Source organism: Brevibacillus antibioticus, from assembly GCF_005217615.1.
Taxonomy (GTDB): Bacteria; Bacillota; Bacilli; order Brevibacillales; family Brevibacillaceae; genus Brevibacillus; species Brevibacillus antibioticus.
This window is the reverse complement of record NZ_SZNK01000001.1, coordinates 1,450,999-1,469,409: the sequence shown is the minus strand read 5'-3', so window position 1 is coordinate 1,469,409 and position 18,411 is coordinate 1,450,999. Positions and strand designations below refer to the sequence as shown.

At 46.3% G+C, this 18,411-nt stretch carries 4 protein-coding genes; all 4 read right to left on the bottom strand.

Annotation, left to right across the window (positions count from 1 at the left end; genetic code table 11):
• Window positions 1-8: 8 nt before the first annotated feature.
• A complete protein-coding gene (locus tag E8L90_RS07035; RefSeq protein ID WP_137028582.1) occupies window positions 9-15,569 on the bottom strand; it encodes a hybrid non-ribosomal peptide synthetase/type I polyketide synthase in 15,561 nt (5,186 codons plus the stop codon).
• Between the two features lie 776 nt (window positions 15,570-16,345).
• Window positions 16,346-17,026, bottom strand: a complete 681-nt coding sequence (locus E8L90_RS07030; RefSeq protein WP_137028581.1) for a metallophosphoesterase family protein — start codon at window positions 17,024-17,026, stop codon at window positions 16,346-16,348.
• A 173-nt stretch (window positions 17,027-17,199) separates the two neighbouring features.
• Window positions 17,200-17,847 carry a nitroreductase family protein gene (locus E8L90_RS07025; RefSeq protein WP_137028580.1) on the bottom strand — a complete coding sequence of 216 codons (648 nt, stop codon included), beginning with the start codon at window positions 17,845-17,847 and terminating at the stop codon, window positions 17,200-17,202.
• Window positions 17,848-18,033: 186 nt separating this feature from the next.
• Window positions 18,034-18,354 carry a hypothetical protein gene (locus E8L90_RS07020; RefSeq protein ID WP_137028579.1) on the bottom strand — a complete coding sequence of 107 codons (321 nt, stop codon included), beginning with the start codon at window positions 18,352-18,354 and terminating at the stop codon, window positions 18,034-18,036.
• Window positions 18,355-18,411 lie beyond the last annotated feature (57 nt).

The window sequence follows — 18,411 nt, the reverse complement described above, 5'->3', positions numbered from 1 at the left end:
ACCATCTATCATTGAATTTTTTCACCCAGCAGTTGGGAAAGATGATCTAATTCCTCAATGGACATCTCATCGTATGTGAAATCTGTTGGGCTTTGCTCGACTGTCTCTTTCGATAAGCAGTGCGTTATGATTTCTACGATCTTTTCTCGGTAGGCATCCACGAGGCGCTGAATGGTTCCTTCTTCAAACTCTTCACGATGATACGTAAAAGTAAGTGTCAGCTTGCGATTCACGACCATTCCATTCACATCAAGCGCAAAGGAGCGAATGGCGGTCGGACTAATTTCTCGGCCCGGAGAAAGGGAGGAAGTCGTCATGCTCCCAGATTCCAAGTCTGTATCGAACTGTCCCAAGTAGTTAAAACTGATCTCGGGCTTTGCCTGGAACGTTAACGATACATCGGCTTGTCTCGCAGACAGATATTGTAAAATACTATATCCAATACCTTTGTTCGGCACACGTCGCAGACTGTCTTTCACCATTTTGATCTGGTAGCCAAGGGATTCCGATCGGCTCATATCCAGCACGAATGGATACTGGGATGTAAACCATCCGATCGTGCGTGAAATATCGATGCCCTTCACGATCTCTTCTCTGCCATGTCCCTCCAGATTGACGAGCACATGCTCTATCCCCGCCCACTCTTTTACCGCCGAACCTAACGCCGTAAGCAACAAATCATTCACTTCCGTGTTATAAGCCTGGTGGCTCTGCTTCAGCAGCTTTTCTGTGAAGGCTTCATCAAGCTCGATGGTGACATCTGTTGTATCTTGCATAAGCGGTGCGCCAATCGTTTCCGCCTTTGCCAGAGGAGAGAATGGCATTTCCTCTACCTGCTTCCAATATCCGATTTCCTGTTGAATCTCGCTTCCCTGTGCATATTTTTGCAATTCTTCTGACCAGGTTTGATAGGAATCGGTTTTCATAGGCAAAGTAGGCTCTTCTTTCTGCAACAAAGCGTCATACACTGTATGGAAATCTTCTAGAAGAATCCGCCATGAGACACCATCGACAACGAGATGATGAATCACGATTAACAAGTGATCGCCAGCTTCTGTTCGGAAAAGGCCGAGATTTACCAACGCCGTATCCGTCAAATCGATCCCTTCCTGTATAAGCTGAGCAGCTTGCTCCATCTCCTCAACGTTTTGCGCAGAAAACTCCCTGATCATAATGGGAACCAGGCACTCGTCCAGTTTCCGATGCTCTTGGACAATGTCTAACTCGTTCATTTGGAATTTCATTCGCAAAGCATCATGATGCTCAATCAGCTTCGTAAAGGCTTGTTGAACCAGCTCTGGATCGAAACCAGCTTCGCGAAACAACATGACAGATTGATTGTAATGATGAGGGTTCTGATGGTTTTGTTCAAAGAAGTTCATCTGGATTGGTGTCAACGCGACTGCTCCCATTACAGGCCCTTGATCAATTTGTCTGGTCAGCGTCTGGAGATATCTAGCCGCACTGCGAATACGCGGATTTTGGAACAAGTCTTTCAATCGGAGCTCATACCCATGACTCCTCAATCTCGCAATCATCTGAAGTGCTTTAATGGAGTCTCCCCCAAGCTCGAAGAAGTTGTGGGTCACACTTACTTGCGCAAGCCCCAGCACATCCTGCCAGATGGTGACCATGATTTGTTCCTGTTCATCGGACGACTCGACGATGTTTTCCTCCACCAAGAGAGAGCTATCAGGAAGAGGGAGTTTTTTCCGATCTACTTTTCCAACAGCGGTGATCGGCATAGCGTCTAGTCGAACGAAGAAAGACGGGATCATGTAATCGGGCAAATCTTTAGCGAGCAGGTCTCTCCACTCATCAGCCGCAAGCTCATGCTCTGTCACAATATACGCACATAAGTACTTGCTTCCATTTTCTTCTTCTCTGGCGATAACGATTGCTTCTTTTACTTGCTCTAGCAAAAGCAGCTTGCTTTCAATTTCCCCTGGCTCGATTCGATATCCCCTGATTTTGATCTGGAAATCCTTCCTGCCAAGGAAGTGGATGTTCCCATCCGGTAAATAGACAGCCAGATCTCCTGTCTTATACATTTTTTCATAGCCCGGTTCCGCGTACGGATTATCGACAAAGCTTTGTCTCGTTAGCTCCTCGTTATGCAAATAACCTAGTCCAAGCGGCATGCCTGAGATGTAGATTTCTCCAGGGACACCTATCGGCATTCGTTTTCCGTACGAATCGAGTAGAAGGATTTTCGTGTTGAATATCGGTTTTCCAATTGGAATGCGATCTTCTTCTCCCGTGATTTGGTAGGAAATGCATCCGATACTTGCTTCTGTCGGGCCATACAAATTCGCTGGCGATACATATTGGAATATTTTCAGGAATTTGGAAACTGTAGACGGAACAATTTCCTCACCGCCGATAATGATCTTTTTGAGCGATTGTAATTTGCCCTGTAGCTCGAGATTTTCAGCTAACTGATTCACGATTACATTAAAAACAGATGGGACGAAATCAGTTAAGGTAATTTGTTCGTCTTCAATGATTCCAGCCATGTAATCAGCCGAGACTGTCATCCCCGTAGTAGGCAAGACTGTTTTTCCGCCATTGGTCAGCGGCCAGAAAAATTGCCAAATGGCACTGTCGTATACATGGTTGGTGGTCTGGAGGACAGATTGCGCTGCGTCTAGTCCAAAGTAATCATCCATCCAGAGAAAGCGGTTGACGATCCCTCTATGCGGTACGACGACTCCTTTTGGTTTTCCTGTTGAGCCAGAAGTAAAGATGACATAGATGGGGTCTTCCAGCGATACGGACAGGTTTGGGGTTTCGACTTCTGGTGTCAGGTGTGCCAGATCAATCGCAACCAATTCCGCTCCCAAATCCGTTTCAGCAAAGGCATGTTCAGATTCTACGAAAACAAACTCGCTACCCAGTTCGGCAATAACAGACTGGAGTCGATCGACAGGCCACTGAATGTCCAATGGTGAAAACGCTGCTCCCGTCTTCATTACACCCAATAACGTTACGACCAATTCCAAACTTCTTTCCATCAGCACAGGTACATACTTGCCTTTTCCTATATCGCGCTTCAGCAGATCAGCTGCGACTGCGTTGGCTTTTTCGTTCAGTTGTTGGTAAGTGATTGTCGAGCCTTGGTAGGAAACGGCAATTCGATTTGGATAAAGTTTGGCTGATTCCTCGATGGCAACATGGATCGGTTGTACCACAGAATACTCTCGCTTCGTATCATTACTGAGCTTCTCCAAAAACTGCACTTCTTCCAGAGACATGAGGTCAATCTCGCCCACAAGAATATCCATATTAGCAGCTACCTGCCGCAGGACGTTGGTAAAATGGTTGATAAAACGCTCCATCGTTTCAGGCTTAAATAGACTGGTGCTATATTCGCACTCCACAAAAAAGCTTTCATTTCTCGACTCGACATTCATGACGATGTCTAACTTGGATATTTTCGTTTGGAATGGATATGAGCTGACCTCAATCCTGTTCCAGTCAAATGCCGTATCGGCCACATTGTCATAGGAAAACATGGTGTCAAACAACGGATTCCTGCTTGGGTCACGTCGAACTTGAAGCTTTTCTACCAGGTCTTCCAATGGATAATCCTGATGTTCAAACGCCAGGAGTGATTTCTCACTTAGCTCTTGGACAAACTCGCGGAACGTTTTGGTGCCTACTGGATAGTTTCGCAGGGCAAGTGTATTTACAAACATTCCCACTACATTTTGAACATCAGTGTGGTTTCGCCCTGCCACTGGGGTTCCTACGACAATGTCCTCTTGCCCGGTATATTTGGACAGCAAAACGTTGTACGCCGCCAATAGAATCGAAAAGACCGTTACGTTTGCTTCCTTCGCCAAGGACTGCAATCTGCGGGATACATCCGTCTCAATCTCGCTTTCGACCGTACCCCCTTCAAAACTTTGAAACTGTGGTCGCGGATAGTCCGTAGGCAGATTCATAACAGGTAATTCCCCGCTGAATTCATCTATCCAGAACTTCTCCTGCTTATGCGACTGCCCCGTCGTCTTGATCTGTTTCAACCAAGCCGAATAATCCTTGTACTGAACGGAGAGTGGTTCTGGATTTTGCCCGTTATACAGTTGATTCAACTCATCAATCACAATGCTCACCGATGTTCCATCTGCAATGATGTGGTGCATGTCAATCAGGAGTAAATGCTTGTCTTTCACCAGTTTTACCAATTTGACGCGCAATAATGGTGCCTGGCTCAGTTCGAATGGCTGGATGAACGTCCGAATGAGATTTTCTATACTCTCAGAACTGTCCTTTTCGCTAGCATGATCGATGGCAAAACGGACAGAGTCATGGACAAATTGTTTCGGCTCACCATTTATGTAGTCAAAAGACGTACGGAACGCCTCATGCCTTTGGATGAGAGACTGGAATGCGTGTTCCAATGCCGCAGAATCCACCTGCCCGGAGAGTACCAGAGCGCCTGCCATGTTATAAGCCACGCTTGTTTCATCGAGTGATTGAACGGTAAAAATCCTTTTTTGTGAAGGAGAGAGCTCATAATTCTCTTGTTTTCCAACTGCCTGAATCAACGGCATTTCTGCTTGAGTCGCTTCGGAAATGACGTAGGCAAAACTCCTGACGGTAGGATTTTGGAAAACGGCTCGCAGCGGAATTTCTACCTGCCACTCCTTGTTCACTTTGGCAAGAAGAATGGCAGCATGCAGGGAATGTCCACCGATTTCAAAGAATCGATCGAGAACGCCGACTCGTTCGATCCCCAAGACCTCTTGCCATATTCCTGCAAGTTTTCTTTCATTTTCTGTCGCAGGCGCTACGTATTCCTCAGACACCAGCTTAGACAGATCGGGTTTTGGCAAAGCATTACGATCGATTTTGCCGTTTGGCGTCACAGGCAACTCTGCCAATTGGATGATAAAGGTTGGAACCATGAACTCAGGCAGGGAATCGGCTAAAAACCCCTTGATTTCGGATGGACTTACTTCCTCATCCGTCGTGTAATAAGCGCACAATACAACAGACTCATCTCTCTTTGTCTGCGGGAGCACAATGGCATTGCGAACCTTTTCATGCCGTAACAGCTGATTTTCGACTTCGCCCAGCTCCACACGGTATCCACGAATCTTCAATTGGTAGTCCGAACGACCAACAAACTCCATATTTCCATCTGCCATCCAGCGCACAATATCGCCGGTCTTATACATGTGCTCACCGGGACGGAAAGGATTTTCGATGAAGCGCTCACGGGTTAATTCTTCTCGGTTCAGATACCCCCGCGCAACACCTGCTCCCCCGATATATAGTTCACCGTACACGCCCACCGGCTGTGGCCGCCATTGGGAATCCAACACATAAAATTCTGTGTTTTGCAGCGGTTTTCCGATCGGAACATTTCCGGTTGTCATTTCGGTATCGCCAGCCATTTGGAAGTAGCTGGAATCAATAGTAGCCTCAGTGACCCCATAGCTATTGATGATTTTGATCTGCCCGAAACGCTCGACCAAGCGTACAAACGCTTCGCTTTGGCATGTATCTGAACCAAGAATCAGTAGTTTCAGATAATCGAGCGACAATCCATTTTGATAAATGTACTCCATAAAAGGAAGAACAAGAGCAGGTGTCGATTCAAACAAGGAAATTTCATACCGAGTCAACCATTGATAAAGAGCTGGAAGATCAATCCTTACATCACTAGGACAAATCACCAAATGCCCACCATGTAGAAGGGCCCTGCACAAATCCCCTGCAAACACGTCAAAAGAAAAACTCGCCATCTGTAAAAGATTCACATTCATCTGTTCGAGTTCGTACTCGTACCGCCATGTATTGGCTACACTCACCAAATTGCGATGCTCAATCATGACCCCTTTGGGTTTGCCCGTAGTGCCGGATGTATAGATGATATAGGCGAGATCGCTCGGTCCGGAGATGACGTCGAGATTGGACGAATCCTCCCTGTAACTGGTCTCTGCGTCCAGATCGATAATGGCGCCGCTAAAGTCTACTCCGCTCTGTCCATTTTGATTGACCAGCATGACCTTTGCCTGACTGTCTTCCAGCATGAACGAAATGCGGTCCTTCGGATACTGGGGATCAATCGGAACATAGGCTCCGCCCGCCTTCATGACGGCCAGAACAGCGACGACCATGTTTATCGAGCGTTCTGCCAAAATCGCCACGGAGCTGTTTGGTTTTACACCCTGATCACGCAACGTCCGTGCCAAGCGGTTTGCTTTCGCATTCAGTTCCTGATAGCTGATCTGCTCTTCCCCGTAAGAAACAGCGACTTGCTCCGCATGGCGTACTGCTTCCGCTTCAAACCATTCATAGAACGTTGGATAGAGAGGAGCGGGTATTTGCTTCCTCGCTTGATTAAAGTCGACAACCACCTGCTTGACGTCTTCGCTGGACAAGTACTCCAAATCAGCTAGACAACTCTCACTAGACTGCAGAATGGAGTGAAGAATCTTGATAAAGTGATTAGCTATTCGCTCAACCGTATCGCGTTTAAACAGATGAGTACTATAGTCAAATTGGCAAGTGAGCGTTGTCCCATCGTCATGAACATCAAGACTGAGATCAAAGAGGGACACGCCCTTTGGATATTCATACGTCGTCACTTTGAAATCCTCTGAGACCACGTCGTCAAAGGAATCATAATGGTAATCAAACATGGTATCAAATAAAGGATTGCGGCTCAAATCTTTGTTTAGTTGAAGAGCATCAACCAGCTTTTCAAACGGGTATTCCTGATTTTCAAATGCATGGATGGCTTGATTTTTCACTTCTTTCAGGAAGTCCGAAAAGGTCTTGCTTCCTGTTGGGTAGTTACGAATAGCCAACGTATTTACAAACATGCCCATCATTCGTTCCAAATCAGGGTGTTGTCTTCCCGCCACAGCAGAACCGACAATCAGCTCCTCCTGCCCGGTGTATCGATAAAGCATTACATTGTAAGCAGCCAGCAATACCATGTACAAGGTCGTGTCAGTTTCCCTAGCCAATTGGAGCAACTGCTTCCTGACTTCCTCACCGATTCCCATTATCAAACGGTCACCATCAAAGGTTTGAACCGGCGGTCTCTGATAATCAATGGGAAGTTTCAATACTGGAAGTTCTCCTTGGCCAAATAGCTCAAGCCAGTACTCCTTTTGAGCCAAGAGCTCTTCTGACTGCTCCCTCTCTTGCTCCCATGCCACGAAATCTTTATACGTCACGCCGAGCTCAGGCAGTGATTCTCCTCTATACGTATGGAGCAGCTCACGGATAAACAGAGAAACCGAATAGCCGTCCGAAATAATGTGATGCATGTCCACAGCCACAATGAAGCGTTTGGCTGACACTTGGAAGATTTTCGCCCGAATAAGTGGTGCTTTGCTGAGATCAAACGGCTGGATAAAGGTGCGAATCGCCTCATTTACATCCTCTTCGGCCAATTGTTCGACCCCAATATCCACTGCCAGATCGTCATGTAAAACTTGCACGACTTCATTATCTCTGATGACAAAGTTCGTACGGAAAGAATCATGTCTTTGTACAACCTGTTGCAAAGAATGAATCAGACGATCAAGTTCCAGTTCTTCATCCAATTGTAAGTAGCCGGATAGGTTATAAGCAGTTCCTCCATCCAGCCCTTGGAGGATGTACATCCTTTTCTGTGCGGAAGAAGCCTGATAGTATGGCTGCAACTCGCAAGTGCGAATGGGTGTAAAAGCTTGAGGCTTTGATGAGTCTACATATTTGGCTAATTCACGTATCGTCTGCGATTGAAAAATTTGATGCAAAGGAATTTGCACGTGGCATTCCTTGTAGATTCTGCTGAGCATGACAGTCGCTTGTAAGGAGTTCCCGCCTTGTTCAAAAAAATTATCATCCAGATACATCGGAGCGCTTCCCAAGATTTCTTGCCAAATGACTCTGATCGTCTCTTCGGTCGCCGTTCCAGCCGGCTCTACTTCTCTGTCGCTCATGCTTCTTCGCCCGGCAAGCCTTTCGGATAAATGGACAATTTCGATTTCTCCATTTCCTAGTGGAACAGCAGATTTCGTTGTTCGCTGCCAATGAGACGGGTCTGCATGCTCGAATCCCCCATCAGCCAGATACACCTGTCCGACCGCACCCACAGGCGCCAATTGCTGATACTGATCCAGGACATAGAGGGAAGCTCGTCCCACCTGATCATCTGGCATATCCTGCAAAAATTCTGTCCATTCCGCTACATATTTGCCCAGGTTGCCATTGGATTCGCGAATCATTCTTTTCATCTCGTCGGGCTGTAAAAGTGATAGTGCACGAATTTTTTCCTGATCGTCTTCTGCAATACGATGCAAAAGATTCGCAAAGTAGACACCCCACTGGCGAAGAATCTCCGTGGTCACTACCCCGCTTCGTGCATCCACATCAACCACAAGCTCTCCGCCCACTTCTGTCACGTTTACAAAAAGATCGTACTTACTGTAAATGATCTGATTGGGCAGCAGTGTAGCTTTCATTTGAGCGAAAGTCAGGTTGTGAAGCGGCCGATCCATATTGAACAACACAGAAAGCTCTGGCAAGTTTTGATGCGGCAAATTCTCAGCTAATGCTGCAAAGGAGTAGACTTGATGCTTTTCCATCTCCGCAACCGCCTGTTTCACTCGGGACAAATAATCCGCAGCCGTATCATTGCCGTCAATCTCCGTGCAAATCGGCAAAAGATTAACGCAGTTTCCGATTAAGGACATTTTGCCGATATGGGATTGACCCGCAGTAGGAATCGCAACCACCATTTTTCTATTTCCAAGAAGACGATGCAGGAAGAGGTTAAAAGAAGCGAGCAAGGTAATAAACAGACTGTTCTTGTTTTGAATGCTTCTTTTTCTTGCCTTCCTTGTGATGCTGCTGTCGATCTTGAACGTAATTCTCTCGCCTGTAAAAGATGGTTTTCCCGTCTCTCGTAGTTCCAAAGGAAAAACAAGCTTTGGGATTGGAGCTGCGAATTTTTCGTTCCAGTACGCGAGCGCATCCTGGAACGCTGGTTGCTGCATCTGATCTTCTTGCCAGTTTCGGTAAGCAGAAAACGGTGTAGAAGGCTCGAGTGATATTGGGCGTTTCTGTGTAAGAGCCAAGTAGATATCATCCAGCTCTTTGATAAATACAGCCATGGACCACCCATCCGCAATCATGTGATGGAAGGTGTAGGAAGTCAGGAATTTGGCGGGAGCCAGCTTGATGACACTTACCCGATACAGGGGGTCCTCAGAAGACAACTCAAATGGCGTGCCTGTTTGTTCCTCCAGCAGCTGATTCTTTTTTTCTTCCTGTTCCTCAGACGAAAGGTGGCTCAAATCCACGAATCGAACACGTGCATCCCTCTTGGGTAGAACCACCTGATACTCTCCGTTGGTATCAATGATAGTTCGCAATGCTTCATGACGATCCACCATGGCTTGGACAGCCTGCTCAAACACAGGGATATCAAGCTCTCCCTCGACCTGTAGTGAGGCTGTCTCGTTAAAAGCCGCGGATGCTTCCACGCGATATTTGACTGCAAACCACATTTGTTTCTGTTCTGGGCTAAGGGGAAGCCTGAGTTCTTCCCCCACCCTTTCCACAAGCGTTGATTCGGGCTTTTGCTCATCGCGTCTCGTAAAGTTTGTCATTTCGATAACTTGATTTTGTTTGCGTCCTCCACTCGGAGAAGTTGGCGGTGGCTCCGGCAAAAAGCCTCCTCGACGCAGATCATCAATACTTTCTTTCACTGCTTGGATCAGTCTCTCAATATCCTCATCAGAATGAGCAGTGGACAAGAAGCAATTTCTGCCCTCCCATATATAAATGCCCTTGCTGATCAGATGATAGAAGAACAATTCGATATCGGTAAACGATACGAAGCGGAACAAGGAACCACAATTAATCATCTGGATTGGAATCTGCTCGTTCTTAAAATACGCGTTAAGCGTTTCTACCAAGTAGAGGGTCTTTTGCGTGATCGCTTCCTGAAGCTGCGGCCCCTGTTCCTTCAAATATTCCAGAGTGGTGATAGCAGCATGCATCGTCAGTGGATGCGTGCAAAACGTTCCGCCCACAAACGTCTTTTTCTCGGCATTTACCGGGTGGGAATTATCCCCGAAATTCCAGGTTCCCCCATCTACTGCATCCATGAACGCAGCTTTCCCGGCTACAACCCCGATCGGCATGCCGCCACCCGGAACTTTCCCATACGTAACAAGGTCTGCTTCTATTCCATACCATGCCTGTGCACCACCAAGATGTATACGGAATCCCGTAATGATCTCGTCAAAAATAAGGGCAGTGCCTGATTGGCTTGTAATCTCTCTGACTTCCTTCAAGAATTCCACCGGCTGCAAATCTGGACGACGGCTTTGAACAGGCTCGACTAATACTGCGGCCAGTTCATGAGCATGTTTTTTGATCAGCTCAATTGATTTTGGATGATTGTAGTTTAAGACCAGAACGTCATCCACCGTATGCTGGGTAATACCCGGTGCCATCGGTATGGCCTTCCCATCTTGGGACTCAGGATCAGCAACAGTCAGAATGCCGTCAAATGTACCGTGATAGGAGCCGGAGAATAAGGCAATTTTCGAGCGGCCTGTAACAGCCCTAGCCAAGCGTAGTGCCACCATTACTGCCTCTGTCCCCGAATTGTAAAACGCGACACGCTCTACTCCAGTCAGCTCGCTGATTAATTCCGCTACCCTTCCAGCTACATCCGACATAGGACCCAGCGGAGGCAGATCAGATTGAATCTGCTCCTCCAGCTTATTTATGATAAATGCGGGATTATGACCGAGCAGGTTTACACCGAAACCCATCGTCAGATCGACATATTCATTCCCATCCAGATCCCACATTTTTGAACCAGATGATGCTTGTGTAATGATCGGATAAACCATTTCCTTCCAATAAGAACGGAATCCAGACACATTACGATTGTTGGCATGAACGAATCGGTGCTCTTGCGTATACTTCTTGGAGTGCTTTGTCTTTTCCGTATAGCTTTGAATGAATGCGTTCAGATACTCTCTTTGTGTCGGTGTAAAATTGCCTCGTTCACCGATCATCAATGGCTGATACGGTATAAATGGCTTCTGTCGTTCCTCTTCATTCACCTTGACGGGTGGTTTTGTCTCCGTTTTTTTGATCGCAGGAGCAACAGGCACAGATTCAACTTGTTGCTTTGGTACAAAGCTTTGTTCTTGATTCAACAGCTCCAATTGCTTTTGTAACAGCGTAGCCATGTGGTTTTGGTGTTCGGACAAGAGCGAAATCTGCTTTTCGATAATGGTTTCAACCGCCCCTGTGTTTATTGGGACTGGCATTTTCTTGGATTGCTCTCTCGGCTCTGCCTGTTGAATGCTCTGAACGTCATTTTGTTCCACAACTACGTTTGCCTTCGGTTGCTCGATTGCCATCCATTCCATTTGTTTGGCTGAAGCCACAGCCGGGCTGCTGGATAACTCCAGTGCGATATGCGCTGCTAGCTTATCAACGCTGGTAATGGTTTCAAACAACTCTTGAGCCGGAATGACCACTCCAAACTTTTCCTGTATTTCACGATTGATTTGTACGAGCATAATAGAATCTAAGCCTAGCTCCAGAAAATGAAGGGATGGATCAATTTCTTCTACAGCAAAACCCGAAGCTTGATGAACCAACTCTTTCAGAACTTTTGCGATTGGCGCAGTTCCTATCTCTGACACAGTAGCACCTCTATTTCCGCTAATAGAATTCGTCTGTTCTGGAATGATACTGCTCATATCATCTGTAATCCAAGAGCGATGCTGATCGAAAGGATACACCGGCAATGGCATTTTTCTTCTCTTTTTGCCATCCCTGTAGAACGCATCCCAGTCAACCGTAGCGCCCTGTACGTACAAATCGCATAATGTCGTTGCATAGGAATACTTCATCTCGGTACTCGCCTTGTGGTACTTTTCCTGTACATCCCGCGCGGATTGACTCAACAGATGAACAGTCTCTTCTGGAATGTGCTTTTTCCCAGGTGAGTAGACAAAAACGTCTCGATCATTTTCAAGCCGAACCGCCAATCGGTCGAGCTTTTGTTCGAAATCGCTGCGGCTATGCAAAATGAGCGCAATCCGATAGGGAAGTGTTTCTCTCCCGGTGTTTGCCGTATAGCACAAATCAGATAAAGAAAGCGGTCCACTGGAAGAGAGAAACTCCCTGTACTTTTGAATTAATCGTTGAAGGGCTGACTCGGATTTGGACGACAAGGTAAACACATGCACCTCGTCTGAGACTGTCATCTCCGCTTCATTCACCGGCACATACTCTTCCAAAATAACGTGACTATTGGTCCCGCTAAACCCAAACGAGCTAACCCCACATCTCCTCAGATGTCCATCCGTTTCCCATTTTTCCCGTCTGTTTTGCACATAAACTGGCGACTTTTCAAATGTGAAATTCCGATTGGGTTTCTGGAAATGGACGAGAGCCGGCAGCTCTTTGTGTTTTAACTGCAAAGCAGCCTTAATCAAGCCAGCGATTCCCGCTGCTTCATATAAATGTCCAATATTCGTTTTGACAGTGCCGATTCCACAAAACTGTTTCTTCTGTGTATATTGTCGGAATGCCCTCTGAATTCCATCCAGCTCAACGGGGTCCCCCAGCTTTGTACCCGTTCCATGCGCCTCTATATAGCTAATCGTTTCAGGGTCGACTTGCGCATCCTCCCAAGCGTCTACGATTAATTCTGCCTGGGCCTGTGAGTTCGGAGCGGTAATCCCGACTGTAACCCCGTCTTGATTAACAGCGCTTCCCTTAATCACGGCATAGATGTGATCCCCGTCCTCGATGGCTTTTTCCAAAGGTTTTAACAGAACAGAAGCTACACCTTCACCCCAACCCGTTCCATCAGATTGATCGTCAAACGCCCTTGAGCGGTTGTCGGAGGATTCCATTCCAATTCCAACCTTTAGCGCCAGCAGGATGGTTTTGACTCCCCCTGCCAATGCCATCTCACAATCCCCGTTTTGGATTGCCTTACACGCCATATGAACCGCAACCAAGGAAGAAGAGCAGGCTGTATCCACGGTGACAGCAGGGCCGCGCAAATCAAGCAGGTGCGAAATACGACTCGCAATAATGGAAGGAAGATTGCCTACTGCATAAGAAGGCAAATCTTTGGGACTTACCAATGACAAAAGGCGTTCGTAATCGTATCCCAACTTGGAGAAGCCGACATACACCCCTACTTTTTCCCCTGAAAGCTTGTGTCCGCCATAGCCTGCATCCTCTAGCGTATGCCAAGCATTTTCAAGGAACAGCCTTTGGTTAGGGTCCATTAGCTTCGCTTCTTTCGGGGTGATCGAGAAGAAAGGATAATCAAATTTATCGATCTCCTCTAAATAACCACCCTCTACAAGGCTAGAATTGCCCTGTTCGCCTCTGACCAGCGATACATATTGTTCTGTGTCCTTTCGTCTCTGACCATGAAGCTCATGAATACAATCCTTTCCTTCCCGGATGTTTTGCCAAAATTGATCCACATCCTGAGCCTGCGGGAACTTACAAGAAATCCCGATAATCGCGATATCCTTTTGTTTCTGTTGGCTCGTATCTGTCTCTTTTATGTGTTCAGTCGCTTGATCGTCGTGGAAGAGACTGCCTAAAAGCTTGGAGATCGTCGGATAGGCAAACAAATCTGTTACCGCCAACGAGATCGCCATCTCTTCCTCTATCCGCCCTGCTAACTGGGCCAACTGCATAGAGGAAGCGCCTACGTCAAAATAACTGTCGTTTGGTCCCAATCTGTCTGATTGAAGCACCTCGCGACAAATGGCAAGCAGTTGTTTTTCTAATTCTTCACGTAACTGAGGTGATTGATCGGTTCTCTCCTCTTTTACCTCTTCGGTGATTCGGCGCTGTATTTCCTCGGAAACATCGCGAAATGCTCCAGACTGATACTCCCTAGCCACTCTATATCGTTCGACTTTTCCACTCGTTGTTTTGGGGATGCGCTGAATCGGCAAGACCTCGCTTATTCTCCAGCCTGTTCGCTCGTTCAAATGCGTTTTCACTTTTTTAGAAAGCGCAATGAACTCGTCTACACTTTTCCGGTGAAGGAGAAACACAAGAATGTTTTCTTCTTTGCTTTCCTCGTTGAATACCCCGCAAGCAACGACCTTCCCAAGCTCGACTCCTTCGACTTCTTCCGCAATCCGCTCAATATCATGCGGATAAACGTTTTGACCATTCACGAAAATGATGTCTTTCGCACGCCCTGTAATAACAAGGTTTTCCTTTCGCATAAAACCCAGATCCCCTGTTCGGAGCCATCCATCAGCCGCCATTACATTTGCGGTGGCAGCAGGGTTGTTGTAGTATCCTGCGGTTACATTCTTCCCTCTAATCTGGATATGGCCAACCGTATCGCTCGGCAGCTCGTGATCCTCGTCATCACATATTCTAACCTCGCAAAAATCGATGGGGTAACCCACTTCTACCAGGGTGAGAGCTTCTGGATTTGTTTGATCCGTCATCTTGACTGGCTTTCCTACCTGGATAAACCTACGATCCAGGGAAAGCGTTGTAAAATGTAGGTTCTGATCCGGAATCGTTACTCCCACAGAGGCTTCAGCCAATCCGTAGCATGGGACCATGCTTGTTTTCTTCAATCCATAAGGGCTCATCTGATCCAAAAACTGATCCATTAATTCTGAAGCGATGGGTTCTGCTCCATTTAAAATTGCGCGAAGCGTAGACAAATCCCACTCTTCTGCCACTTCCGGTTTAAATCTAGACAACACATATTTATACCCAAAGTTCGGAGAAGAAGAAATTGTCGCTTTGTGCTCGCTTGCTTTCTTCAGCCATAGCGTAGGCCTCCTGATAAACAGTGAGGTATGAATAAAATAATGCTGAACTCCTGCATACAACGGGGATAAATGGAACGCGATCATCCCCATGTCATGAGTTAAGGGCATCCAGCTTAGAAATGAGTCAGACTCAGTCGTTCCAAGTCTGTTATTAATCGCAAGCACATTATGGACAAGGTTTTCATGCGTCAGGGTAACCCCTTTTGGATCCCCTGTAGAACCAGATGAAAATTGAATAAAGGCCACATCATCAGCAGATGGATAATAGATTGTACCCTTCTCCTCTTTTTTCTCGGTCTCATCAAGCAGGAAGGACTTTGACTTCAACGATTCCATTTCCGTCAGGTAATTGTGTTTACTAAAGAAATCCTCCAGTCGTTTCCAGACGCTGTCTGTCGTAATCAGATACGGATTGATCAACGTCTTCCAAACCTTTAAAAGCTTCAGACGATGCTCTTCGTTATCCCCTACAGAGATAGGAACAGCAATCATTCCACCGAGTAAGCAGCCCCAAAAAAGGCAGACAAAAGTTCGGAGATTGCTATCCTCAATTTGAAAAACGACTTCATCACCAGGCTTGATTCCATTTTTTTGGAGGACGAATAAATAGCAGAGGGCTTCTTCATACAATTCTTTATAGGAAACAAACACCTCATTTTGGTCTCCCAAAATGAAGGTAACGCCTTTTCGATCCACGTTCTTCCATAATTCTAGCGCTTCTACTAATGTCTGAACAAAATGCAAAGCGTTGTTCCTCCCTTGTCCCGTGTTTGATAGTTTCTAGCTTGCCAAGTGAGCATAACCACTCCAAATGCTCCCTATTGCTCCCCACGTGCATACAAGAGAAATGAATTTCCCCAAGCTGCTGTGACTCGTTGTACGAATCGCCTGTTTTCCGCTCTCTTTTCCGGGCAGCACGCAGGCTGGTACGCGGAATAAGAAAACAGCTTTTCATTCTGAATATTGGGAACCTTTACCTAGAATCGATAGCGCCACTTACCCGGAAGAAAAAGCTCAGCCACTTCTGTTTCGTTCAATACTTTGGAACGCAACGACCAGATGCACGAATTTACTTTTATTCCCTTTATTTGATTTTTTTGAAGCTGCAAGCAGTAAGAAACCCGAAAAATGAGATGAGTGATTCTTACCTTTTTCAGGAATGAATGTATCGATCAATGATTTTTTGAAAATGGCTAGTTCTTTTCTCTTTTTTAGTAGTGGAATAAGAGCGACGATTAGAGCAACGGTCACATTGCAGTGAGTATGGCAGGGGAAATTGGTGATTGATTTGCAAATATTCACGTGGGTTAATATGATGGTGGTAAATAATAAGAATATGAGTAGTTTGGAAATATTTTACTATCCCAAATATTAGAAGACAAGCCTTTAATTGTTAATTTTTGCAATTTATTTAAATAAAATTCATTACAATATTACTCTGAACTTATCTTGACGCCTATCAAAAAAGGCTTTCACCCGCTCTTTCTAAAGAGAAGTGAAAGCCTTTTGTTTTTGTTCTATTACTCTACCGAGTAAACCTTTCGGCTGGGAAGCTCCAAGCAATGCAGACGGCCGCCATATACGGCACCTCCGTCAATGCCGATGATTTTATTTTCTCCGTAAAACACATCATGTTTACCGTGCAAATAACTGGTTGGCGTGTGACCAAAGACAACGGTCTTCTCACCCTGGTAGCCTTTATGGAACTCTTCACGTATCCACATCAGCAGGTACGGGTCAGACTCTGCGACCGGAGTCTCGGGATGTACACCCCCGTGAACAAAAATATAATCATCCGTTTCATAATAACAGTCCAAGCCAGCCAAAAATTCCAAATGCTCTTTGACTGAAGAGGTGATTTCCAATGCCTCCGGTGCGCCAGACTCGGTATCTGCTGCTACATGACCATAGCTCGCCAACGTCTTTTGTGCGCCGTTTCGGAACCATCGTTCGATAAAGACAGGGTCTTGCTCGAATGATTTAACCATCATATGATCATGGTTGCCCATCAACACAATTGCCCCTTGTGCATGGAGCTGTTTTACCTTTTCGACGACCCCCTTCGACTCTGGTCCACGGTCTATATAATCACCTAGCAGGATCAATTGATCGTTTTGTGGATCGTACTGAATTTGCTCCATCAACGATTCCAGTTTCTCCAATTCCCCATGAATATCGCTGATTGCCAACAATCTTTTCATCCTACACCCTTCTTTCGTTCGTCTGCGGCTTCTCTTTCGTTACTGTCATGTCTCCCTATTGTACGCCCCCTTTCACCTGATTGCCAGCATGTCTGTCCCTCCGAAGCGTGCAAACGAAAAAAAGCCCAGGCCCAAAAATCAGATCAGGCCAAGGCTATTCCCATTCTCCACGCTTATTTACTCGGCATCTCATTCCAGAACGTAATCTCTTCTACATCCAGGCGAGTCGTCGGGTGACCAGGCTCTGCCGCTTTGCCGACTGCAATCAACATGACTGTTTCATATTGATCTGGGATTTGAAAAGCTTCCTTGAATTTCTCGCTGTTATAGCCTCCCATTGGCACCGTGTCATACCCTCTTGCCTTGGCAACGAGCATTAATTGCATCGAGACGAGACCTCCGTCTACCAAAGCAATTTCCTTGATGATGGCTCGATCCCGATTCTCATAACGCTTGTTAATATTGTCGATGAGTGTAGCTTTTACTTCCTCTGTCATGTAGCCTGCTTCTACCGCTTTTTTGTAAATGCTCCCGGCTTGCTTGTAGCCCTCATAATCAGCCAGGACTGCAATGATCGCGGCAGACTCTACCACCTGCTTTTGGTTAAATGCGATGGGGAGCAGCTTCTCTTTCAATGGCTGTTCATCGATTATCAAAAACCGCCATGGCTGGAGGTTAGAGCTGGAAGGTGCCAAGGTCGCTTCCTCCAGCATTTCCTTTAGTTCATCCCGCGAGATTTTTGCTGTTGGATCGTAATGACGTACGGAACGACGCTCCCGAATGACGTCCATAAAAGCCTTTTGATCGATGACTTGTTCCATGATTCCATCCTCCAGTGGTAAGTATGCCATTTTAGTAAGTTACTAACTTTATTACGAAACAACTCGTGTTCAAACTGTATCACATATTCCAATTCGCTGGCAATCTTTTTGTATGCAAAAAAACGCTTTGGCTAATCGGCTCACATCCTGTCATGAATGCAAGCGCGTCACCAAAGCGTTTCTTTGTTAAACTGGAGAAAAAGCAGATAGAACGGCTGGCTGTCTCACAATGTCTCCATTCGGGAGCTCGACAACGAGAAAGCCACTCTCTTTGTCCTCAGTTGTTTCCCATCTCAATGAAAAAGCTTTGCGGCTAAAGGCTTCCTCTTGGTCCAGACAATCAAGCATCGACTTCAATGTGTCTGACGTAATCGGCACAGGCACACTTGCTCCTTGCTCTTGTGGAAGAGAGAGCAGTTTCGGCGCGTCTTCGAAATATTGCACAGTATCGAGGAGCAGAGAAACCTGCTGCCAGCTTAGCGGTGAAACAAAGGCTTCAAACGCCATCTATTCATCATTCCTTTTATTCACGATCTCCATTGAACAGGCTAGCCTAGACATTCG